General features: G+C 64.7%; 18 protein-coding genes. 9 read left to right on the top strand and 9 right to left on the bottom strand.

Features of this window, described 5'->3' with window-relative positions; translation table 11 throughout:
• Window positions 1-89: 89 nt before the first annotated feature.
• Genes YM304_RS07375 through YM304_RS25660 form a run of 3 tightly spaced genes read left to right on the top strand, consistent with a single transcriptional unit; the run spans window position 90 to window position 2,986 of the window.
• The gene (locus YM304_RS07375) at window positions 90-989 is read left to right on the top strand and encodes an alpha/beta fold hydrolase (RefSeq protein ID WP_015441030.1); all 900 of its coding nucleotides are present in this window, start codon (window positions 90-92) and stop codon (window positions 987-989) included.
• Window positions 986-2,461, top strand: a complete 1,476-nt coding sequence (locus tag YM304_RS07370) for a thioredoxin family protein (protein ID WP_015441029.1) — start codon at window positions 986-988, stop codon at window positions 2,459-2,461. The genes YM304_RS07375 and YM304_RS07370 overlap by 4 nt, the downstream gene beginning before the upstream one ends.
• A gap of 9 nt (window positions 2,462-2,470) precedes the next feature.
• Window positions 2,471-2,986 (top strand): UGSC family (seleno)protein, encoded by a 516-nt coding sequence (locus YM304_RS25660; protein WP_255296097.1) that lies wholly within the window; start codon window positions 2,471-2,473, stop codon window positions 2,984-2,986.
• Window positions 2,987-3,006: 20 nt separating this feature from the next.
• Here the strand turns inward: YM304_RS25660 and YM304_RS07355 are convergent, their stop codons facing one another.
• The 3 genes from YM304_RS07355 to YM304_RS22185 form a co-directional block, all read right to left on the bottom strand.
• Window positions 3,007-5,121 carry a WD40 repeat domain-containing protein gene (locus YM304_RS07355; protein ID WP_015441026.1) on the bottom strand — a complete coding sequence of 705 codons (2,115 nt, stop codon included), beginning with the start codon at window positions 5,119-5,121 and terminating at the stop codon, window positions 3,007-3,009.
• Window positions 5,122-5,198: 77 nt separating this feature from the next.
• Window positions 5,199-6,197, bottom strand: coding sequence for a UDP-glucose 4-epimerase GalE (gene galE / locus YM304_RS07350; RefSeq protein ID WP_015441025.1), 999 nt, complete (start codon window positions 6,195-6,197; stop codon window positions 5,199-5,201).
• 19 nt (window positions 6,198-6,216) lie between these two features.
• The gene (locus YM304_RS22185; RefSeq protein ID WP_015441024.1) at window positions 6,217-8,172 is read right to left on the bottom strand and encodes a hypothetical protein; all 1,956 of its coding nucleotides are present in this window, start codon (window positions 8,170-8,172) and stop codon (window positions 6,217-6,219) included.
• Between the two features lie 409 nt (window positions 8,173-8,581).
• Here YM304_RS22185 and YM304_RS07340 point away from each other — a divergent pair, with 409 nt between their 5' ends.
• Window positions 8,582-10,579 (top strand): hypothetical protein, encoded by a 1,998-nt coding sequence (locus YM304_RS07340; RefSeq protein WP_154723352.1) that lies wholly within the window; start codon window positions 8,582-8,584, stop codon window positions 10,577-10,579.
• Window positions 10,580-10,616: 37 nt separating this feature from the next.
• Complete coding sequence (locus YM304_RS24660; RefSeq protein ID WP_015441022.1) at window positions 10,617-12,251, top strand: hypothetical protein; 1,635 nt, start codon at window positions 10,617-10,619, stop codon at window positions 12,249-12,251.
• Here YM304_RS24660 and YM304_RS23425 read toward each other — a convergent pair.
• Complete coding sequence (locus YM304_RS23425; RefSeq protein ID WP_070105282.1) at window positions 12,153-14,429, bottom strand: glycosyltransferase; 2,277 nt, start codon at window positions 14,427-14,429, stop codon at window positions 12,153-12,155. The two genes, YM304_RS24660 and YM304_RS23425, sit on opposite strands and share 99 nt — an antisense overlap.
• Before the next feature lie 80 nt (window positions 14,430-14,509).
• Here YM304_RS23425 and YM304_RS07320 point away from each other — a divergent pair, with 80 nt between their 5' ends.
• Genes YM304_RS07320 through YM304_RS07305 form a run of 4 tightly spaced genes read left to right on the top strand, consistent with a single transcriptional unit; the run spans window position 14,510 to window position 18,352 of the window.
• Window positions 14,510-15,094, top strand: a complete 585-nt coding sequence (locus YM304_RS07320) for an acyltransferase (RefSeq protein WP_015441020.1) — start codon at window positions 14,510-14,512, stop codon at window positions 15,092-15,094.
• A gap of 35 nt (window positions 15,095-15,129) precedes the next feature.
• Window positions 15,130-17,034 carry an HAD-IIIC family phosphatase gene (locus YM304_RS07315; RefSeq protein WP_015441019.1) on the top strand — a complete coding sequence of 635 codons (1,905 nt, stop codon included), beginning with the start codon at window positions 15,130-15,132 and terminating at the stop codon, window positions 17,032-17,034.
• Window positions 17,031-17,282, top strand: coding sequence for an acyl carrier protein (locus YM304_RS07310; protein ID WP_015441018.1), 252 nt, complete (start codon window positions 17,031-17,033; stop codon window positions 17,280-17,282). Before YM304_RS07315 ends, YM304_RS07310 begins: the two co-directional genes overlap by 4 nt.
• Window positions 17,279-18,352 (top strand): glycosyltransferase family 4 protein, encoded by a 1,074-nt coding sequence (locus YM304_RS07305; RefSeq protein WP_015441017.1) that lies wholly within the window; start codon window positions 17,279-17,281, stop codon window positions 18,350-18,352. The genes YM304_RS07310 and YM304_RS07305 overlap by 4 nt, the downstream gene beginning before the upstream one ends.
• Here YM304_RS07305 and YM304_RS25655 read toward each other — a convergent pair whose 3' ends face one another.
• From YM304_RS25655 to YM304_RS07285, 5 genes are all read right to left on the bottom strand, one after another.
• On the bottom strand, window positions 18,353-18,889 hold the full coding sequence (locus tag YM304_RS25655; RefSeq protein WP_015441016.1) for an acyltransferase: 537 nt from the start codon (window positions 18,887-18,889) through the stop codon (window positions 18,353-18,355). It lies immediately after the preceding gene.
• The gene (locus YM304_RS07295; protein WP_015441015.1) at window positions 18,886-20,445 is read right to left on the bottom strand and encodes an O-antigen ligase family protein; all 1,560 of its coding nucleotides are present in this window, start codon (window positions 20,443-20,445) and stop codon (window positions 18,886-18,888) included. The genes YM304_RS25655 and YM304_RS07295 overlap by 4 nt, the downstream gene beginning before the upstream one ends.
• Window positions 20,442-20,585, bottom strand: coding sequence for a hypothetical protein (locus YM304_RS24655; protein ID WP_154723351.1), 144 nt, complete (start codon window positions 20,583-20,585; stop codon window positions 20,442-20,444). The genes YM304_RS07295 and YM304_RS24655 overlap by 4 nt, the downstream gene beginning before the upstream one ends.
• Window positions 20,586-20,649: 64 nt before the next feature.
• Entirely contained in the window at window positions 20,650-21,447 is a 798-nt protein-coding gene (locus YM304_RS22180) for a tyrosine-protein kinase family protein (RefSeq protein ID WP_015441014.1), read from the bottom strand.
• On the bottom strand, window positions 21,444-22,907 hold the full coding sequence (locus YM304_RS07285) for an oligosaccharide flippase family protein (protein ID WP_162142046.1): 1,464 nt from the start codon (window positions 22,905-22,907) through the stop codon (window positions 21,444-21,446). The genes YM304_RS22180 and YM304_RS07285 overlap by 4 nt, the downstream gene beginning before the upstream one ends.
• Between the last annotated feature and the right edge of the window lie 25 nt (window positions 22,908-22,932).

The raw sequence follows: 22,932 nt of genomic DNA, 5'->3' as shown, positions 1-22,932 counted from the left end.
GGTCGACGGATGTGACTCCCGTCAGACACGTTCGGTCGTGACCGCCGCTCGAGAGCACCCGTCGGTGTCGTGCTGACTACGGTGCGGGCATGACCGACCCGATCGCCACGGAGCCGCTCCGCTTCGACAGTTTCGACGGCACCTCGATCTCGTTCCTGGCCGGGGAACACATCGACGATCGGGCTCGTCCGCTCGTCGTGTGTGCCCACGGGTTCCCCGATTCGCCGCAGACGTGGCGCCACCTGCTCCCCCGGTTGACCGCTGCCGGCTACCGAGTCGCCGCTCCGTTCCTCCGTGGCTACGCGCCGAGTGGGGTCCCCGACGATGGATGCGTGCAAACGGCAGCGTCGTCGGCAGACCTGATCGCGCTGCACGAGCATCTCGGCGCAGACGAACGCGCCGTGCTGATCGGCCACGACTGGGGCGCGCCGATCGTCTACGGCGCAGCTGCACTCGAACCGTCGCGCTGGGCGAAGGTGATCGGCATGGCCGTGCCACCGGGCAGCGCTCTCGGCACCGCCTTCCTCACCGACACCGCGCAGCTCAAGCGCAGTTGGTACATGTTCTTCTTCCAGCACCCGCTCGCCGACCTCGTCGTGCCAGCCGACGACCTGGCGTTCATCGACATGATCTGGAACGACTGGTCGCCCGGCTACGACGCATCGGTCGACCTCCCGCACGTCAAAGCGGCGTTGCGCGAACCCGCCAACCTGGCGGCAGCGATCGGGTACTACCGAGCAACGCTGGGCGGCGTCGGCCTCCGCGACGATCTCGCCGAGGCGCAGGCCGCCACCCAGGCCATCCCGGCCCAACCGATGCTCTACCTGCACGGTGAGCACGACGGCTGCATCGGCATCGAGGTCGCCGCCATCGCTCAGGCCGAAGCCGGCGAACACGTCCGCTTCGAGACCGTCGCCGACGCCGCTCACTTCCTCCAACTCGAACAACCCGACACCGTCAACGATCTCATCGTGGAGTTTCTCGCATGACCGACACCACCAGCACCAGCAGCAGCCCGTTCCCGATCCAGGACGGATTCGTGATCGTCGTCAAACGTGACTGCGAGACGTGCCGAACCGTCGCTCCCGTACTGGCTCAGCTCGACGGGTCGCTCGGAGCCGGTCGCGAGCTCGCCGTGTACACGCAAGACGACCCGGCGTTCCCGTCGTCACCCACGCCGATCGACGACACCGAACTCGAGTTCAGTTGGCACCACGACATCGAGACCGTGCCGACCGTGATCAAGATCGTCGACGGCGCCGAGGTCGCCCGAACGGTCGGATGGCTGCGCACGGCGTGGGAGGAGATCACCGGTGTCGACGGACTCGGCCCAGATCTCCCACCCATGCGTCCGGGGTGTGGATCACTGTCGGTCGATCCCGACCTGGTCGACGGCCTGCGCGTCAAGTTCGACGGCGGGGTGCTCACCGCGCGTCGCGTCGAGGTCGCCGACGCCGAAGACGTGATGGAGATGATGTTCGCTCGCGGCTGGACCGACGGACTCCCCGTCGTCCCACCCACCGAGGAACGAGTCCTGGCGATGCTCGAAGGAACCACGCGGGCGCCCGGCGACATCGTCGCGGTGATTCCGCCCGACCTCGACGAGATCACGGTCGAGAAGGTGGCGATCTCGGCGGTGATGGCCGGATGCAAACCCGAGTACCTGCCCTGGGTGCTCACCGCGATCGAGGCCGCATGCAACGACGAGTTCAACATGCACGGCCTGCTCTGTACGACCATGCCGGTCAGCCCCGTCCTGGTGTGCAGCGGTCCGGGCACGCGTGCGATCGGGATGAACTCGGGCGGCAACGTCCTCGGTCAAGGGAACCGGGCCAACCTCACGATCGGGCGGGCGCTGCAACTCGTCGTCCGCAACTTCGGTGGGGGCATCCCCGGCGACATCGACCGGGCCACGCACGGCAGTCCGGCGAAGATCAGCTTCTGCTTCGCGGAGGCCGACGACACCTCGCCGTACGGCACGCTGGCCGTCGAGCACGGCATCGACCCGGGCGTCGACGCCGTGACGGTGTTCGCCGGGGAAGCCCCACAGGGGTTCGTCGATCAGCTCTCGCGAACACCGGAGTCGCTCACCCGGTCGCTCGCCATGCGTCTCCAGGCCGTGCAGCACCCGAAGCTCATCATGATGTTCGACGCGATCCTCGTCATGGGGCCCGAACACGCTCGAGTCTTCGCCGACGCCGGATGGAGCCGTGAGCAGATCATCGCCGGCATCTACGAGCACCTCAACAGCCCCGGAAGCGAGCTCGTCCGTGGCGCGCACGGCGTCGCCGAGGGGGTGCCGGAGGCGTTCGGCACGGCCGAGTCGCTGCCGAAGTTCCGGCCCGGCGGTCTGATGCTTGCGTACGCCGGTGGCGGTGCCGGGTTGTTCTCGCAGATCATCGCCGGGTGGCTCAACGGCGACAAGGGCTCCAAGCCGGTCACGCGGGCCGTGCGGTACTAGGTTGGCAGCATGACCAACGTGCTCGATCCGACCAGCGAACGCAACGTCGTCGAACGTGAGCGTCTCGCCCGCCCGAGCTCGCTCGAAGGACTCACCGTCGGCCTGCTCGACATCTCCAAGCCGCGCGGCGACGTCTTCCTCGACCGGATCGAAGAACGACTCGTCGGCATCGGCGCCAACGTGAAGCGCTACGCGAAGCCGACCTTCGCCAAGCCGGCGCCGGTCGACCTGCGCCACCAGATCGCCACCGAGTGTCAGGTGGTCATCGAAGCCTTGGCCGATTGAGGCAGTTGCACGTCGTGCAGTGTGCACGACATCAACGATCTCGAATTGCGTGGCATCCCGGCGATGTTCGTCGCGTCCGACCAGTTCGTCGACGCCGCCGCCAAGCAGTCGGCGTCACTCGGCTTCCCGGCCGTCGCGCGCGTGTTCACGCCGCATCCGATCCAAGACCGCACCGACGACGAGATGCTCACCTACGCCGACGTCGCGTTCGACCAGATCCTCGACACCCTCACGCTCTGACCACTCGCGTTCCTGCTGCGTCATCTCGCTTCGAGCCGCCACACGATCGTCGTCCCATCCTGAGAGCCGGTGACCAGCGTCTGCCCGTCGTCGCCGAAAGCGGCCGTCTGGACAGCTCCCTGGTGTCCGTTCGCTGACGCCACGAGTCGACCGTCGGCGACCGACCAGATGTTCACCAGAGAATCCGCGGTGCCAGCGGCGATCAGCTTCCCGTCGGGCGACACCGCGATTTCCGCCGTACGCAGCTTTTCTCCCTCGAACGGTGCCGACATCTCTCCGGTTCGGAGATCGATCCTCTGCACCCGGCCGAGCAGATCACCAACGATTGCGACGTCGGCGCCCGGTAGCACCGCCACGTTCCGAGCCCCTCCGTCGGGCACCCTGTGCGATGCAACCAGTTCGTAGGACTCGAGATCCCAAACGCGCAACACTCCGTCGTCGGCGACGGTGACCAGAATGGAACCGTCCGCAGCGATGTCGAGGTCGAGGATCCCGCTGGCCTGGGGCGGCAGAACGTGGACCGTGTCGGCGGTCTGGGCGTCGAGCACGGTGACCGTGAAGTCGTGCGAGGTCGCCACGATGAACGATCCGCCCGGAGCGAAGCGAACCACGTTTCGGAAGAACGAGCACCCGTTGACGTCCTCTGCCTCGGCCACAGTCGACGCGACCCGCTCGTCGCGATCGACATTCCAGATGACCACCGTGTCGTCGTAGGCGAGCGCCGACCGCCGCTGCCCGACGCCGGACACGAGGCGGTCGCCGTCGTCGGAGAATCCGACGGTGTCGACATTGCCTTCCGGGTGCTCGAGCCGGGTGGTGCGCGCGGCCGAGTCGTCGACACGAACGGTGCCGTTTGCCGATGCTGAGGCGATCGATCCCGTACGAGAGATCGCGACATCGTTGACGGTCGCAGCGACGAAGTCGTCGAACCGATCCACGATCTCGCCATCGGGTGTCCGTCGCTCGATGCTTCCGTACAGATCGACGGTCAGGACCGACCCGTCTGACGCGTGCGATATCGCGGTGATGGGCAGCCCCAATCCGTCGAGTTGGGCGATCGACTCGCCCGTCTGTCCGAGCACCTCGCTCGACCCCTCGGCGTACACCACTCGTACACGGCTACTCTCGCCGCTCGCCGATGCCAGGAGCCAGCGAACTCGCTGCGAGCTCGACAGGCGGACCGACGATTCGCTTCCGTCGGGATCGACGATGCGCAGTTCACCGTTCGCCGCGACAAAGGCGCTCCCGTCAGCCGCAACGTCCCAGGGCGAATCGGGCGTGCCGGAGTCGACCGTCCACCGAAACTCGCGATCGCGCAGGTCCCACATTCCAATGGACCCGATGAACGAGTCGTCTGCCGAGGTCCACGACATCGCCACCACTGACTCCCCCACCGGTCGAATCGCGCTGATCTCGGTCTGAGCAGGCAGATCGATCGGCGTCACCAGCGGGTCCTGCCCGCGTTGCCAATCGAGGGCCAACGGCCCATCAGGGCTCGACAATGCGGCCACCACCGAATCGTCAGCGATCGCTGCCGCGAGCACCACCCGATCCTGCTCGATGTCGAACTGATCGATCACCGTCCCGTCGCTTGCCACGAACTGCAGGCTGCGACGGCCGGCGACGATCACGTTCGAATCCGATCCGTATGCGGCGGCTACGACGTCGTCGAACATGGCTGTCGGCCCCGGCGGCAATCCATCCTGGCCGGGCCCCAGACGCCACACCTCGAGGCGGTCGGCCGACAGTTGCAGTGCTGTCTGCTCGTCTGGGGCGATCTGCACGTTCCGCGTCTCGCCGTTCGTCGTCGCCGAAATCTCCGCGTATCCGTCGGAGGGCGATCCGGCGACGAGCCCGAGCGTGGTGGCGACGACGATGAGATCGCCGTGCACTGCGGCGTGCAGCGCACGCCCGCGGCCCAGCTGGCGAGCAAGGCTGACGACCAGATCACCCGCGACCGGATCGAGTTGGCGCTCGTCGTCGTTCGGTGCCACGAGCTCAGGCGGCGGAACCGAGTCGGCTCCGTCTGTCGGCACGGGACTGGCACACGCTGCAACTGCCACGAGCATCGACACGGCCGCACCCGACAGCGCGAGGCGTCGTGCGACGCCGTTCGCCGCATCTCGTGATCTCATCGATCGAATTCTGCCACGGGCTCCAACCGACCGACGCTCACATTCCGGTCTGTCAGGAGGGTGAACGAACCACGAGGTCAGCGGTCGGTGTGGGCAGCGTGCCAATCGTACGCCGTCTTCATGATGTCACGAAGTCCATGTTTGGCTGTCCAACCGAGGAGTATCCGCGCCTGCTCGGGGTCGGCGAAGATCGCGGCCGGATCGCCGCTACGGCGAGCTGCGATGTCGTGAGGAACCTCTCGTCCGGCGATCTCGGATGCGAGTCCGAGCACTTCCATCACCGACGAACCAACACCGGTTCCGATGTTCAGAGCGGTCGACTCACCACCTCGCTCGAGATGATCGAGCGCCTGTACGTGAGCCCTGGCAAGGTCTTCCACATGGACGTAATCGCGGATGCACGTTCCGTCCGGGGTGTCGTAGTCGTCGCCGAACACCTTCAACCTCTGGCCATCGCCCAACAGCGCCTTCATCGCGAGCGGAATCAGACTGAACGTGTGATCCCAGTCTTCACCGATGGCGCCGTCGAAACTCGCTCCGGCAGCGTTGAAGTATCGAAGGCTGATCGACTTCATGTCGGTCGTCTGGGAGTACCAATGCAGCACCCGTTCGACCATCGCCTTCGACTCCGCGTACACCGACTCAGGCCGGATCGAATGCGATTCGTTGACCGGCATGTCATCGGGATTTCCGTGCACCGAGCACGAGGATGAGAACACGACCTGGGCGACGCCAGCTGCGTGGACGGCGTCGAACAACTCGATGGACCCCGCGACATTGTTTCGCCAGTAGATCCCCGGTTTGGCCATGGACTCTCCAACGGCCTTGTACGCAGCGAAGTGGACGAGTTGCGTGACGCCGTGGTCGTGACACGTCGACGTGACGAGGTCTCGGTCGGCAACATCACCCACCACCAGCGGCGCACCGAGAACCGCGTCGACGTTCCCGTGCTCGAGCGAATCCAGCACGACCACATCGCGTCCGGCGGCGCGCAGGGCACGAACCGTGTGCGAACCCACGTATCCGGCACCTCCGGTCACCAGGACGGATCCGGCCGACTGCTCCCCTTTCGCCATGTGCAGAAACTACCTGTCCTCATCCGTTGATGAACGCCGAAGTCTCCCAGACCCGTTGATCGAGATACGACTGCACCCTTCCGATGTATTCGACCGCCGGCGTCGTGTACCAACGCCCAGCGAACCAGACGCCCATGCAGCCCATGACGTCCCCGGCTCCGTAGGTCGCTCCTCTCTCGACGTCGTTCAACCACGTCAGATCACCCTCGAAGCAGGCTCGCCAGACCGCGTAGGCGTAGTCGGCGTTGTAGGCCGAGGACCTGATGGCGTTCTCATCGACGAATGCCGAAGCGTGGTACAGGTACCGGACCTGCAGGAGCCCGATCGATTCGGGACACTGCCCCGACGCCGTCCGCAGTGATGGATGACACGCCGACTGATCCGAGGTGAGGTCGCCTCCGGCATCTTGTTTCCACCACGACTCGATCGCCGTCTGCGCTCTGACGAGATCCTCGTCGACACCCCACTTGCAGGCGACCCATTGGAGTATCTCATCGGTCGTCCCCACGAAGTCGCCGTCGACGCGAGGATGATCGCTGTTCGGCGTGGACCCTCGGGTGGCGTTGGCGCCTTGATTGACAGCCCGCACCTCGGCGGTCGGTCGCACCCGCTCAGCGCACCACTCGCCGTTCGGCAGCGTTGCCCCGACCGGCAAGGTCTCGAAGCGCCCGACCGGATCGGGCTCGGGGTCTGGATCGGGATCGGGATCGGGATCGGGATCGGGCTCAGGGTCCGGATCGGGATCGTCTCGCGTGTCGGTGAGGCGGAACGGAGAGAACGACACCAGATCCGACGAACCCGGGAACGCCGCGTTCACATCGACGATCAAATCCGTCGTCGACGACGACCACAAACACACCTCGCCGTCATCACCCAACCGCACCGTCGTCGAATTCGAGATCGGCTCACCCGCCCGATAATTCAAACTCGCCGCAGTCGGCCGATCCGAACCACACGGCCACGCCACCACGTGCCCATCCGCCACCGCACGAGCCGACGCGATGTTCAACACCGCCGCCTCAGCATCGACCGGCACATCACCACGACCACCAACCGACACCTCCAACACCGAACCACCGACATTCGCCGCACCCTCGCGGGTGTCGGTGAGGCGGAACGGAGAGAACGACACCAGATCCGACGAACCCGGGAACGCCGCGTTCACATCGACGATCAAATCCGTCGTCGACGACGACCACAAACACACCTCGCCGTCATCACCCAACCGCACCGTCGTCGAATTCGAGATCGGCTCACCCGCCCGATAATTCAAACTCGCCGCAGTCGGCCGATCCGAACCACACGGCCACGCCACCACGTGCCCATCCGCCACCGCACGAGCCGACGCGATGTTCAACACCGCCGCCTCAGCATCGACCGGCACATCACCACGACCACCAACCGACACCTCCAACACCGAACCACCGACATTCGCCGCACCCTCGCGGGTGTCGGTGAGGCGGAACGGAGAGAACGACACCAGATCCGACGAACCCGGGAACGCCGCGTTCACATCGACGATCAAATCCGTCGTCGACGACGACCACAAACACACCTCGCCGTCATCACCCAACCGCACCGTCGTCGAATTCGAGATCGGCTCACCCGCCCGATAATTCAAACTCGCCGCAGTCGGCCGATCCGAACCACACGGCCACGCCACCACGTGCCCATCCGCCACCGCACGAGCCGACGCGATGTTCAACACCGCCGCCTCAGCATCGACCGGCACATCACCACGACCACCAACCGACACCTCCAACACCGAACCACCGACATTCGCCGCGTGCGTCGCCTGGGGCACGACCGACATCGTCCCGACCATCGCCAACAGGGCGAGCGCGCCAGCCACCCCCGCCTCCCCAGCGCGCCGCACATCGGGTATTCCGGTCCGCCGCGTCATCGAAGAGGACAGTTTCATGACGATCATGTTACAACCATCCCAGCGTTGATTTCGCGGCGCATCGAAACCCACCGCCGGCCAGGGCGGACGCGCCCGAACGGCGGCTTCATCCGCTCATGCCGCTGCCCTCCATCGATGAGCGCTCCATTTCATTGACTCTCCGCAGCAACGACCGGGCCGATGCCATCGCGCTGTGACCTGCGGCGTTGCAGACGAACTGCACGAAATGTCGAAACTTGTCGCACCATCCACCGAATCAACATGACAGTCCCGTTACAATCGTGAGGACTACGTTGCTGTAGTTCATCTTTTCTCTTCATTTGGCTCCGCCGCGCGCCGATCGATGAGGAGAACGTTTCCGCCAACTTCGCCCCGGCGACTGTCACACGTGAGGAATCCAAGCGTGCTCACACACTCCACCAAACAATGTCAGCGCGAGAGCATCCGCTCGTCGTCACACGCACAACGAGCCTGGCCAGCGGTGTCGATCGTCTTCGCACTGCTCGCTTCGGTGGTCGTGATGAGCATCTCGGCGCCGAGCGCGCTCGGTACGAATTCGTCCGGTTCAGTCCTCGAGATTCAGGTCGCCGGCCAGGGAAGCATCCCGAGCGACGCCACCTCCGCCGTGCTCAACATCGCGTCAGCGCGTGCCAGTGCCGATGGGTTCGTTGTGGCGTGGCCATGCGGGAGCCCTCGGCCCGACACAGCGAGCCTCAACTACCGCAAAGGTCAACCCATTTCCAATGCCACGATCATTGCGATCGGCGACGGTGGAAAGATCTGTCTCGCGAACTCGACCGACACCGACCTGATCGTCGATGCCAACGCGGCGCTGACCGCTACGACGGGGGTGGTCACGGCGAATCCGATCCGCATCCACGACACGCGCGACTCATCGCCGAACGAAGCAGGCGCAACACTCGAGATACAGGTGAGCGGGCGGAACAACGTTCCTGAGGACTCTGAAGCAGCTGTGCTGAATATCGCCGCTGCTCGAGGAGCGAACAACGGATTCGTCACGGCGTGGCCGTGCGGCGATCCTCGACCCACCGCGTCGAGCCTCAACTACCGGGCGGGCGAGGCGGTGTCCAACGCAACGATCATCGCGATCGGTGACGGTGGCAAGATCTGCCTCTCCAGTTCGACTTCGGCAGATCTCGTCGTCGATCTCAACGGAATCGTGTCGGGCAACGCCGACTTCGCCGGCGGAGCGCCGATTCGGCTGCTCGACACCCGCGGCGGAAATCCGAACGGAGCCGGGGCCACGCACGAAGTTGCTATTGCCGGAGCCGGTATCGCGCCTGCAAACGCAACCGCCGCGGTGATCAACATCGCCGCAACCAACGCCACGGCGGCGGGCTTCGTCACGGCGTGGCCGTGCGGCACGCCCCGCCCGAACGCCGCCAGCCTCAACTACGGCACCGCCGGAGCGATCTCGAACTCGACCACCGTCGGAATCGGCGACGACGGCAAGATCTGTCTCTTCACATCGACGTCCGCCGACCTGGTCGTCGACGTCAATGGGGCGTTCGAGGGCGATGACCTCGCCACGTTCCCGCCTGTCCGGCTGGAGGACACACGAATCACTGACACGTCAGGCGGCGGAGGAGACGGCGACACCACGACCACCGGAGGAGACGGCGACACCACGACCACCGGAGGAGGAGGAGGAGGCGACACCACGACGACCGGAGGAGGAGGCGACACCACGACACCGACACCGTCCGGCACTCAGTTCTTCGAGTCGTTCGACGGCAACACCGGACTCGACCGGTTCCGGACTGGACTGTTCCACCGCGATGACACGGTCATCACACAGCATTCATGGCAGGGCGACCATGATCTCGACTGCAACGCCCCACCTACGGAACGCACGATCGACCGCAACGACATCGACGGATGGCGCTATCTGTGCAAGGACCACCTGATGACGAGCATCGGCGACACGTCCGGATACTCCGTTGGCTGGTTCTCGCCCGACCAAGTCTTCGACTCGATCACCGAGGTGTGCTGGGACGTCAACCTCACCGACCTCGGAAGTCGACAGTGGTGGAAGGTCGCCGTTCTCTCGACGTCAGCGCCGGACATCATGTCGGAGGTCGCAGCGTCCGAGCTGTCAGATCTGAACGGCAGCGACCGAGCCATTGCGTCCTATGGCGGCGTCGGTGGTTGGAAGGGCAAGATGCGGATTGGAGATGAACGGCAAGACTGGTTCGGCATGGACTCTGGCGACGACAAGAAGACGCGCTATCCAGCGTGTTTCCGCGACAACGGAAACGGGACGCTGACATTCACCATGACGGGCCCGAAAGATGGAGGTGCCGTGAGCACCGAGTCATTCACATCGGCAGGGTCCTTCCCCGACGGCCCGCTCAAGGTCGTCTTCCAGGACCACAACTACACGCCGACAAAGAGCGACAACGGCGTGGGGACTCCCGTTGGCTTCACGTGGCACTGGGACAACATCATCATCTCCTGAACCAACACTCGACCAGTGCGTCGCTAACCTCACGGCGGTGAACGGGTGGATCTCCACGAAGCGACGACTCCACCGTTGGTCTGCGATCGTGATCGTCTTCCTGGTCGCGAGTTGTTCCGAGCAGTCGGCACTCCCCCGAGCGGAGACCGAAGCATCACCGCTTCCGCGCTCGGACACCGATGTGGCCGTGGGCGACGACCAACCGAGTGCGACTTCTTCGCCGACCACCATTGCCGAGCCACCCCGCTCCGTTCCCGAGGGCACGATGCTGGTCGATGCAGCGGACGGCCGGCCGATCGACCGTCGGGTGTTCGGAACGAACCTCCCCGCCTGGGCACGCCCCGAACTCCTCAGCGATCCACGATTTCACGACGCTGCCACTGCTTCGGGGACGACGCTGATACGCATGCCGGGAGGCAGTTGGAGCAATCTCTACGATTGGTCAGGCTGCGAACAGCGAGATCCCGACCGATGCCTCTGGACCTGGGCCGCGCGGCCATCCGACTTCATCGACTTCCTGCAGGCGACCGACCTTGCCGGCATGTGGACGGTCTCGATCAACGAGACGGCTCAGAGCGCCGCAGCCGCAGTTGCGTTCTTCAACGGAGCGACCGACGACGACCGTCCGATCGGGGTCGATCGAAACGGAGTCGACTGGGGCACGGTCGGAACGTGGGCCGATCTGCGAGAACAGGGCGGCAACCCCGACCCGATCGGCATCAGCCTGTGGGAGGTCGGAAATGAGGTATTCGGCGCCCAGCAGCAAACCGGTGGTTCGGGGTGTGCCGACTTCGGGTGGGAACCCGTCTGGACCTGCCGCGGTGCCGAGTACATCACCGGGAACTCCGACCATGACGGGGCGCTCGAAATCCGCGCCGCGATGCTCGCCGTCGACGACTCGATCGAGGTCGGGTTCGTCGGAACCGGTGACCCCCAGAACTGGAACAACTTCGGCAACGAGGTGATCGACCAGGCTGGCGATGCGCTCGACTTCTACATCGTCCACTTCTACGGTTTCTCGTCGTCGGTCGACGGCGACGAAGCAATCCGACGGCCGCCAGATCTTTGGAATCCAGTCATCGGTGCCGTGTCACAGGCGCTCCCTGCATCGGTTCCCATCGCCGTCACCGAGTACAACCTTGTGTCCAACGAGGTCAACGATGCCGAACTGACGATGACCCAGACGATGAACGGACTCTTCCTCGCCGACACGCTCGGACAACTGGTCACACTCGATGTGCCGATCGCGAATCAATGGAACCTCGTCAACGGGACCACGACGAGCGGCACCGACTACGGCCTCATGAGCGTCGATCGCGTCCCGTTCCCTGCGTTCACCGCGATGTCCCTGTGGACACGAACCGGCTCCACGTTGCTGTCATCGTTCGGATCCGGCAATGACGACATCCGCTTCTACGCGACCCTCCACGAGGACGGCCGCATCGTCGCCGTGATCCTCAACCTCGCCGAGTCGACGGAGGAACTTCCGGTGCAGTTCGATCGATTCGAGGCCGCCAGCGGATCCGTCGAGTCATACAGTGCAGCCGATCTCACCGATTCAGAGTGGGTCGAGTCAACCTCGAGGCCGGTGTTCGACGACCCCTCGTCGATCACCGTCGATCTCCCTGGGTGGTCGATCAACCTCCTCGAACTCGTTCCCACGAGTTCGTGACGCCGTCCGAAGGGTCGCCGTGTCGAATCCGAAATCTTCGACGTGCCAGTCGGGCGGCAACGTGAACTCGGCGACATCGGCCAGCAATTCGACCAGACGGCGTGCGTTCTTGCGCGCATCGTGCTCGGTTCGGATCAGCTCCTGCGCCGAACGGCCGAACCGTTGACGAAGCGCTGAGTCACGCAGCAGTCCGTCCAGGCACGCCGACAGCGCACGTTCGTCGCCGACGGGGACGAGGGAGCCCGTCTCGCCCGGTCGGACGATTTCCGAAATCGCTCCCACGTCGGTCGACACCAGCGCCATGCCAGCCGCTCCGGCTTCGGCGAGGACCATCGGCAGGCAGTCTCCGGCCGTCGGTAGACAGAAGATCTCACAGCGATGGTAGAGCTCGATCAACTCGGGGCTGTTGGCCGTGAGTGAGTGGTGCACCGTCACACCTGGAGGTGGTGCCGAGATCTCAGTCTTCGTCACGATGTGGATCTCGAAGTCGGGAACGTCCGAGTTCGCCAGCGTGGCCGCAGCCGCGAGCAGCAGATTACCCCCCTTGCGTTCCAGGTCGCCGCCGACGAAGAGGATGCCGACCGGCCCAGCGGTAGGAGTTCGCTCCGGACGCTCCCAGATTTCGAGATCGACACCCGGTGGGATCACGGTGACGTCGTCGGGCCGCACTCCGTAGTCGTCACACAACCCATCCTTCGCCCACGACGACCACGTCACCAGCCGATCGGCAGACGCGAAACACCGGCGATTCAGTGCCAGCTTGATCCGCTCGGCGAGTCGAGAACCAACCTCGTGCGAATACGAGGCTCCGAGTGAGTCGTACTGCAGCGGCGTCGCGTCGAGCGAAACGACACTCGGCAGCGATCGAAGCCGACGGCCCAGCAGGACTGCCGGAACCTGGCTGTGGACGAACAAGGCGTGAGCCGTGACGTCCGGATATCGCCGCTGAACCCGGCGGAGACCGAGACGTGCCCTCAACCCAGCGCGCACGGTCCAGTTCGACCATCCAGGCAAGCGCGACCCGAACCGCCCGAGTCCGGGTTCGACCGGGATCACGGCCAATTGCAATGACTGGCTGTTGTGCAAGGCCGCCACCAGGTTCTTCGTGTGCGTCACGTGACCCAGCGTTTGTTCGAGCACGAAGAACGGCGTGAAGGTGTCCGGATCCGTGCCGAGTCGCCCGAGGAGCGTGAGCAATTCCTCTCGGGAACCGAGTTCCTGAGCGACGCCCTGATAGAAGTCGAGACCGTACATCGCACTGAGCAGGTTTCGGGTGAGCGACCGGGCGCGCAACGCTGCCGACAATCGCATGAGGCGCTCGAGCACGAACTGAGTCGGCTCCATCAGCCTCCCGCCGACGATTCGCTGGACGAGGACCCGCTGCAGACCGTGTCGCTCGTCGAACTCCTCCGCCATCGATCGCAACATGAAATCCTGACCGGTCCGGGCGAAGATCACGTTGTTGCGGCCGTACGCGAAGGCCATGGCCCGCCATGACGAGAACGGTCGCTCGGCGTAGTGCATGCCGCGCGCGGTCGGACAGAATCGAAACACGAGTCCGGCCTGGTGCAACCGGAACGCGAGTTCGACATCTTCTGCTCGTCGGAACGAACTGTCGAATCCACCGAGGCGGACCAGATGCTCACGGAACAGCGAGGCGTTGCCCGTGTAGAATTGCCGATACGACGGTTCGACGTCGTTCTCTCCAAGCGACTGGTACTGCTTGGAGAGTTGGAACTGCTCCCACTCGACCCAGGGCTCATACTCGGCGTCGACCGGCGAGAGCATCGGCCCGATCACCACGAGGTGGCGATTGCCGCTGTTGCCGTGCTCGCGGACGTGCTGTTCGACGAGGTCGGGCTCTGGAACGACGTCGTCATCCAGGAACAGCACGAGGTCCTTGCTGGCATGGTCGATGCCGACGTTGCGGGCGACGGCGGGTCCCGAGTTGTCGATCTGCACGGCCATGACATCGAGATCGAGCCCGTGGGATCTGAGGAACTCGTGAGATCCGTCGGTCGAACCGTCGGACACCACCACGACTTCCAGTGGCCCTCGATGCGTCTGGTGCTCCAACGCTCGCAAGACGCGTTCCAGGCGGTCGCGGCGATTGAACGTGGGGATGATCACGCTCACCGCCATTTCGAGCGTGTCCAACCCGTTGTCGTCTTCGACCACCGCAGGCAAGCGTACCCGCCAGCCCGCAGATGTCGGTGTCAGCGAGGCGGCCGGCCTCGCGCCACGGGTAGTTTGTCGAGGTGTCGAACGGTGAACAGTCTCCCGACCCAGATGCGTCGCGCCTGCGATCCGTCCTCACCGAGGAGTTCGGTTCGCTTCATACCCGCGTTCGGCTGATGCGACGACTCTCGTTGCTGATCCCTCGCGGAACAGGCTTCCGCCTACGCACGCAGGCGCTCAGGATGACCGGTTGGAAGATCCCGCGTTCGACGATGTTCTCGGAGGTCCCCCAGTGGTCGGGGTCGGGCCCGATTCGAACGCGCCTGACCATCGGCGAACACGGCTGGATCAACGTCGGTTGCCACTTCGAACTGAACGACCACATCATCATCGGCGATCACTGTTCGCTGGGTCATGAGGTGCTGATCATGACCTCGACGCACCGCGTCGGATCGCGGGGCTCGCGGGCCGGGGCGCTGTTCACCGCTCCAGTCAGTATCGGAGCGGGCGCTTGGATCGGTGCGCGATCGACCATCTTTCCAGGCGTCACCGTCGGCCGTGGCGCCATCGTGTCGGCCGGTTCGGTCGTGACCACGGACGTTCCGGACAACTCCGTGGTCGCCGGCGCTCCGGCGAGCATTGTCGTCAAACGTCTCCCTGGGTGAGAATCCCCGGCGCTCACGCTCGGTACGATGGCGACGTGGGTCAGGCGGACGACGAACTCGCTGCGCGCCGCAGCCGGGTCGATGTGTTGATCGCCGACGGCGACATCGCTGGCGCTCGACGAGAACTCGAACAGATCTGGACGCTCAAGCCTGGCGCAGCCTCTGCCGGATTCATCGAGCAGCGCCAGCACGTACTCGTCGACGCCGACCGCCCACACATGATCAAGGTCGGCATCGTGCGTTCGTTCACGGTCGAGCCCCTGCTGCCACTCCTACGCGCCGCCGCTGCGCTCCACGGCGTCGGGATGGAAGTCGACGTCGGCGGATTCAACACCTACGCGCAGGACCTGTACGCCCCCGAGCAATCGGTGCTCGCCGGGCAATCGTTCGATGCCGTCATCGTCGCGACGCAGACGAGGGACGTGGCCCCCGACCTGTGGAACGACTTCGCGTTGCTCCATGCCGACGCCGTCGACGCCGCGGTCGAACGTGTCACCAACGAGTTTCGATCCATGCTCAGAACGTTCCGCGACGCCTCGAGCGCACATCTGATCGTCCACTCGCTCGAAGTGCCGATCCACGCCGCGGCAGGCATCGCCGACCGTCGCTCCGCCTCCGGCCAAGCGCGTGCGATCCGGCGCATCAACGACGAACTCGACGAGATCGCGTCCGAGCTCAGCGGCGTCTCCGTTCTCGACATCGGTTCGATCATCAGCCGAGTCGGAAGCCACGCCTGGTTCGACGCGTCGAAGTGGCGAGCGATGAAGATGCCGATCCGGCCAGCCGCGATGATCCACCTCGTCGACGAGTGGCTGCGGCATCTGTTTCCCGCAACGGGTGCGGTCGCCAAGGCCGTGGTCGTCGACCTCGACAACACGCTCTGGGGCGGCGTCATCGGAGAAGTCGGAACCGACGGAATCGACCTCGGCGAGGACTCGCTTCGCGGTCTCGGGTACCGAGAATTCCAGCGGACACTCCGCGACATCCGTTCACGCGGAATCTTGCTCGCAGTGTGTTCGAAGAACAACGAGTCCGATGCTCTCGATGTCCTCGAACGACATCCGTGGATGGTGCTGCGAACCGACGACTTCTCGACCATTCGATCGAACTGGAACAGCAAGGCCGACAACCTCGTCTCGATCGCCGATGAACTCGACATCGGTGTCGATTCGCTGCTCTTCGTCGACGACAATCCCGCCGAGTGCGATGAGGTTCGTCGCCGGCTCCCAGAGGTCACCGTCGTCGAGTTGAGCGCTCCACCGAGCGCTACCTCAAACCCGTTGATCGGGCATCCCCGGCTCGAACGCATTTCGCTGACCGACGACGACCGTCGACGGGCCGAGATGTACGAGCAGCAACGCGAACGGCGAGCAGCACGCCACGACGCGATCTCGTTCGACGACTATCTGGCGTCGCTCGACATGCGCATCACGCTGGCTGCTTGCGGCAACAACGACGTCGAGCGGGTCGCACAACTCACACAGAAGACGAACCAGTTCAACGTCACGACTCGTCGGTACTCGGTGCCCGAGATGGATCGGCTGGCCGCCGACCCCGACGTCGACATCACCGTCGTTCGGGCCGCCGACCGTTTCGGTGACCACGGCATCGTCGGTGTGTCGATCGTCCGTCACCTGGGCGCCGTCGCTCACATCGACACGCTCCTGCTGAGCTGTCGTGTCATCGGCAGAGGCATCGAACACGCGATGGTCGCCCGAACCGCCACGAGAGCTTGGGCAGTGGGCGCCGAGCACCTCGAAGGCGTGTTCATCCCGACCGCCAAGAACGCGCCGGCAGCCCAGTTGTTCGAGCAGAGCGGTTTTGCCGCTACGACGAACCCCGGCGCCGAGCCATCGGGCGAGCACTGGCGGCTCGACCGTGGCAGTGTTGTCACCACCCCGAGTTGGCTCTCGGTCACCAATCTGGAGGAAGCCGAATGAACACACCCACCGTCGAGAGGATCATCGATCTCGCGTCGGCCCTGTTCGACACCACCAGAGACGACATCTCGGCTGCAACCACTCCGGCCGACGTCCCGAGCTGGGACTCGTTGGCGCAGCTGAACCTCATGGTCGCGATCGAGGACGAGTTCGAACTCGAACTCGACCCGGAAGTGGTCGGAGAGATTCTCGAGATCGGCGCGCTCGCGGCGCACGTCGATCTCGCGCTCGCCGGTCGAGCGCCATGACCGATTCATCCGCTGCGGCACAGCGTTCCGCCGTCATCGCCGTCTCCGGATCGATTCCCGCGACCCTCGACGACGACATCGCTGGTGGAACGCGCCCGCGCGCCGACTATCGGGTGTTGGCCGAGCACCTCTCCGGCGAGCTGCTCGACTACGACACGGCGATCAGCAGCCTCGGGCGCACCGGCCGCGTGCTGTCTCGCATTTTCGGAAAGAACGTGGCACTCGCTGTTGCTCTTCACCGGCGTGGTCGTCATGTCACCGATGTCTTCACCGACGGTGAGCAGGTCGGGCTGCCGTACGCCGCCCTGAGCCGGTTCCGGAGGAAACGGCCGCGCCATCACATGATCGTCCACATCATGTCGGTGCCGAAGAAGACCTTGCTGTTTCGCACCCTGAAGCTGCGCCCGCTGATCGACAACTACTTCGTGTACGCGTCACGCCAGGTCAATGCACTACGCGAACTGGGTGTCGAAGAACGCCGAATCCATCTGACCTCCTTCATGGTCGACTCTCGATTCTTCGCATCCACCGAGATCGAAGTGGCTCGGAGAAGAATGATCTGCTCGGCGGGCCTCGAGCAACGCGACTACGAAACACTGCTCGCCGCGGTCGACGGCCTCGATGTCGACGTCGTTCTCGCTGCCGCCAGCCCGTGGTCGCGTCGACGGTCGACGGTTGACGAGCGTGCGATTCCCGCCAATGTCACCGTCTGCCGCCTCGACTTCGTCGAGTTGCGACGACTCTACGCCGAGGCGGCCTTCGTGGTCATGCCGCTCCTCGACGTCGAGTTTCAGGCCGGGGTCACCACGATTCTCGAGGCGATGGCGATGGAGCGAGCGGTCATCTGCACCCGGACGATCGGCCAGACCGACGTGATCGTCGACGGCGACACGGGTGTCTACGTACCTCCGGGCGACGTGGCCGCCCTGAGAGCGGCGATCGTGCGCCTCCTCGAGGACCCAGATGAAGCCGACCGTCTTGGTTCCGCCGCGCGCCGCTACACGACCATCGTGGCGGACATCGACGTGTACGCGCAGCGTCTCGCCGAGATCATCACCTCGGTCGGCTGATCACAGCGAACGCAACACTGACGCCGGCACACCGCCGACGATCGTGTTGGCAGCGACATCGGCGGTCACGACCGCGCCTCCAGCGACGACGGCCCCATCTCCGATCGTGACACCTGGCAAGATGAGCACCGATGCCCCGATCCAGACGCCGTTGCCGATGGTGATCGGCTCGGGTGCAAGCGGCCCACCCCGAGCGTCGGCCGGACCGATTTCATGGCGCCCGGTGGCAAGAATCGTGTCGTGCCCAATGAGGACGCCGTCGCCGATCTCGACGGCTGCATCGAGGCAGATCGCGACCGGTGGACTCAGCGTGGTGTTCCGACCGATCGACAACGATTCGGCTCCCCACACACGGACCCGGCCGAGGATTGCCGAACCGTGTCCGATCTCGATGCCTGCGACCCGGAACAATGCCGTTCGGACCCGAACGAACATCGCATTGGGAAGCCTGTTCGCCAGCCACACGGCGAACATCCGCCGGTGGACAACACTCGCTGGAGCGAACTCCTCTCGCAGCACGGTGATAATGCGCGTCATCGGCTCTGAGACGACATCTCGCGGTCTGCCTCCGCGACCGGGGTGCCGATCTCCGAGGCCGGGTTCTCGACCTCGGATCGCTTGAGCTGACTGGTGCAGAGCGCAAGCGCCGTCCCGAACAGCACAGCATTGCGAGGCTCCCACGCGATGTCGACGTACACGAAGATGCTGTACATCACCACGAATGCCAAGGCTCCGACCGTGATGGCGAGGTCGTCACCGCGCCGCTGACGACGCACCCGCGACATCCCGAGTGAGATCGAACGGGCCATCACGTACAGCAGCGTGACGAAACCGGCGAACCCGGTCTTGATCCAGATCCAGAGAAATGAGTTGTGCGGGATGTACTCGTTGAACTCGAACGCACTGATGTCGGGCAGCGGGATCGGTCGGAGAAACTTCTGACCGAAACCGAGGCCCGTGATCGGTGAGGATCTGATGGTTGCGTGGAGGTCGATGTTTTCGATGACGCGATAGATGTCGGAACTCTGGTCCTTCTCACTGAGTTGATCGGGAGCGATCACGGTCTTCACCGCCTGAGCCGGGAACCCGATCGTGGTGTCGGAGTTCCAGAACGCCCCGACATAACCGAGCGCGACGACAGCAAGCGCCGGAACCACCTTCCAGAACGTGTTCCGCTGACGCCAGAACAGAACGACGCAGAGCAGAATCAACGCCACCGCGAATCCGATGAACGCCGCCCTGCGCTGTGAGAGCAGGTAGATGACGGTGACCGGTATCGCTGCGAGGAACAGCAGCCAACGCAGCCGCGTGGAGCAACTCCGGATCGTCAGGCTCGTCAGCAGGACAATCGCGATGAGGTTCATCCCGATGCTCGATCCGTGCTCGGTGAGCGTTTCGAGGTTCTCACGCACGAAGGCGGGCTGGCGAAGCAGGTACTCGATCGACAACAACGACTGGATCGTGATGGCGGCGAGCGCCAAATAGAACACCCGTCGGAAATCACGAGCATCTCGACACACGTTCGCAGCGAGGAGATAGACCACCGGGAAGTAGAGCAGAGGTCGAACCTCGAACACCGCGGCGCGCAGGTCGCCTCCGCGGGCGATGCCGTTCAGGAAGCCAAACACCACCGCTGCGACGAACACGGCGAGCGGACGGATCAACGGACTCGATTCGAACGGTCGGCCTCGCTCGGCGAGCCCGTGCAAGCCGACCGCGACGACAGCGACGCCCAAGGTCATCTCGAGCGGACTGATCGTCAGCCCGTCCGCGATGAAGAGCAGTGACTCCGGGCTCGACATGTTCTTGTTGAAAGGAAACCACGACACGGTGACCGCGTCGCCGATCAGCGCACAGAACACCGTCAACGCCAAACCGAGGCGCGGTCGCACGAACCAGGCCACCCAGATGCAAAGCAGCAGTGCCAACGAGATGCCGAGATACGGCTGGTACGAGCGCTTCCAGGAGATACCGGCCACGAACAATCCGACGAACAGCAGCGCACCGTACGCGATCAGAAACGAGAGCTGTTGACTGCTCAGAACCCGCCCGACGACGTCGGATGCGCGTCGTCGCACCGACGTGGCGATCACTGCACCACTCGCATGCTGAGGAAGCTGGCGCCGACGATCACGCACAGCACGATCAGACGGCGGGGTCGATCGACGAGGAGCGATGGCCGCACGCCCGACACGATCATCACGGCGAGAAGAAACCCGATGAAGACCTTCATGCGCGATCCCGCCGCGTCTCGGAGCGCGACCAGCTGGCCGCAGCGGCCGCGAGACTTCGACTCGTCAGCGAGAGAGCCATCGACGGAAGGGGCGCGGCGTCCGGGTCTTGACCTGATTGAGAATGACGCCCATTGACTCGACACCGGCGATCTGGTCCACGGCAGTTCGCACTTGGGAAACTGTGGTGACGCCGTGGCGAACCACCAGCAGGTGGGCGTCGGCGTGACGCAGCATCTCGAGCGAATCACTACCTCCGAGCAGTGGCGGGATGTCGAGCACCAAGTGCTGATACCGGCCGGCCAACTCGTCGATCAGACGGTCCATGGCCCCGGAGCGAGCAACGCGGTGACGCTCGTCGTCTGGAACGCCACCGCGTCGGAGCGTGGCGATACCGCCACTCGTTCGAATCACCGCGTCGAGTTCCGCCTCGCCGCGTAGGACTTCGTAGAGGCCAGGCCCCGCTTCGTCGAGAACCGAGGCCGCATCGCTCCTTGACCACCAGTTGAGATCGACCCAGCACGTCTGGCCAGGGGCCTGCTCGTCGAGCATCGCCGTCAGTGCCAACGCCACGGTGGTGGTTCCATCACCCGAGACGGACGAGACAACACCGATTCGCGCCGGCACCACGCTGTGCTCGTCGAGACGCGCTCGCGACACGACGTATCGCACCGACTCCGCGAGCGCGTCAGGGATGCGATCGCCGATCGCGTCGAGTTCGGCCAGCTCAATGCCGCCGATCTTGTCGGACTCGGTCAGGTCGAGGTCGGCCACCGCCGACCCACGATCCTCGTCCCGACGCGGTGGCTTCGTCTCGTGCTCCTGGATGTCCATGTCGGTCATCTCCTTGCTCGTCGCGCTCATCGCTCCGCCTTCTTGTGTCGGCCTGGCCAACGCGAGCGGAACACCCGAGTCAGACGCCGAAGTTGATCGATTTCGTCTTCGCTCAGCACCCGCAACAACCAAACGGCCACGACGTACACACCAACCGACACGGTACCTGGAATCACGAACACCATGTCTCTGAATTGCCAACCGACCCACAACATCAGGCCGCCTGCGGCTCCACAGCGTAGGACGCGGTCGAGCGTACGCATCGTCAGCAGGTGGGGTGCCATTCTGACGACCCCGACGATCATCATGATCGACTCCGTCACCACGTACGCGAGCGCTCCGCCGAGCGCTCCGTTGTCGAATCGGTCTCGAGTCCAGGGCACGAACACGAGGTCGAGCGGAACCGTCAAGAGAATTGAGAACACCATGAGACGGACCCAGAAGGCGACTCGGTCCGTTGCGAGTGCAAACCGCCCGAGCATGATCGTCTGACACGACAGGATGACGACGACGCCGAACACCGCCAGAACGGGGGCTGCATTGTCATACGCGTCGCCGTAGAGCGTGTTGACAAAAGAACGACTCACGACGATGGTGCCGACGCCGATCGGCACCGACACGACCAGCAGCGAGCGTGAGGAGCGCTCGAGCAAGTGAGGGACCTCGGCCGGGTCGCGCTGGTGCATGTCGGCGATCGCGGGAAACATCGCCGTCATCAAGATGACCGGGACGAACAGTAGTGACCCGAACAACAGATCGGCGGTGGCGTACCACCCGATCGTCTCCTCGTCGACGAGGATCGACATGACCAGGGTGTCGAGTTGCTGGTAGACGACCAGCGAGGCTTCGGCGAGCAGGAACGGGGCGGCGACCGTCGCGACCCTGCGCGCCGACCAGTCGGACGTCGACGTAGCCGGAGGACAGACCCGCCGGAACGCGTTGACCAGCAGTACCGCTGAGACGACCGAGACGCCGGCACCGACGCCGACGATGGCCAGTGCGCCACCACCGAGCGCGAGCGCCGAGACGACGGCGACCGCGTTGAGTAGCTTGCCGATCACCTCGACCCGTGCGGTGGCGCCCATCTCCTGGAGTCCGTGGATCACCGATGCGTAGGTCGATGACACGAGATTCACGAACGCAGCGAAGCTCATCGCCAGCACGATCGCGACGGTGCGTCGCTCGTAGTCAGCAACGAGGAGCAGCAGCACGACGAACGGAGCGACAGCGACGAACGCGACGGCGCGGGCGCGAATGGCCCTTGCCGCGAGGACTCGGGCCGCCGGTACGTCGCGCGCCACCTCGACCGTCAGCATCGTCGGAGTGCCGAGCGAAGCGAGCACGCTGACCATGAGCCAGATCGCGACGCCGAGGCTCAATCGTCCGATCGGGACCGGGCCGAGGAATCGTGGAACGATTGCGGCGACGACGGTGGCGAGCACCCAGGTGACCGACTGTGAGGCCATGAGCGCTGCTGCGTTCCGGGCCATGGATCGTCGCGGTTGCCCTACCTCC

Source organism: Ilumatobacter coccineus YM16-304, from assembly GCF_000348785.1.
GTDB lineage: Bacteria > Actinomycetota > Acidimicrobiia > Acidimicrobiales > Ilumatobacteraceae > Ilumatobacter_A > Ilumatobacter_A coccineus.
The sequence above is the reverse complement of the archived record's forward strand: the minus strand, read 5'-3'. Positions and strand labels throughout refer to the sequence as shown.

Bases quoted from the DNA above. Each gene is read 5' to 3' on its own strand.
- YM304_RS24655 (WP_154723351.1), bottom strand. From the start codon at position 20,585: ATGAAGGTCTTCATCGGGTTTCTTCTCGCCGTGATGATCGTGTCGGGC.
- galE (WP_015441025.1), bottom strand. From the start codon at position 6,197: ATGGCGAAAGGGGAGCAGTCGGCCGGATCCGTCCTGGTGACCGGAGGT.
- YM304_RS07310 (WP_015441018.1), top strand. From the start codon at position 17,031: ATGAACACACCCACCGTCGAGAGGATCATCGATCTCGCGTCGGCCCTG.
- YM304_RS25655 (WP_015441016.1), bottom strand. From the start codon at position 18,889: ATGACGCGCATTATCACCGTGCTGCGAGAGGAGTTCGCTCCAGCGAGT.
- YM304_RS07305 (WP_015441017.1), top strand. From the start codon at position 17,279: ATGACCGATTCATCCGCTGCGGCACAGCGTTCCGCCGTCATCGCCGTC.
- YM304_RS22180 (WP_015441014.1), bottom strand. From the start codon at position 21,447: ATGAGCGCGACGAGCAAGGAGATGACCGACATGGACATCCAGGAGCAC.
- YM304_RS07285 (WP_162142046.1), bottom strand. From the start codon at position 22,907: ATGGCCCGGAACGCAGCAGCGCTCATGGCCTCACAGTCGGTCACCTGG.
- YM304_RS07370 (WP_015441029.1), top strand. From the start codon at position 986: ATGACCGACACCACCAGCACCAGCAGCAGCCCGTTCCCGATCCAGGAC.
- YM304_RS07375 (WP_015441030.1), top strand. From the start codon at position 90: ATGACCGACCCGATCGCCACGGAGCCGCTCCGCTTCGACAGTTTCGAC.
- YM304_RS07355 (WP_015441026.1), bottom strand. From the start codon at position 5,121: ATGAGATCACGAGATGCGGCGAACGGCGTCGCACGACGCCTCGCGCTG.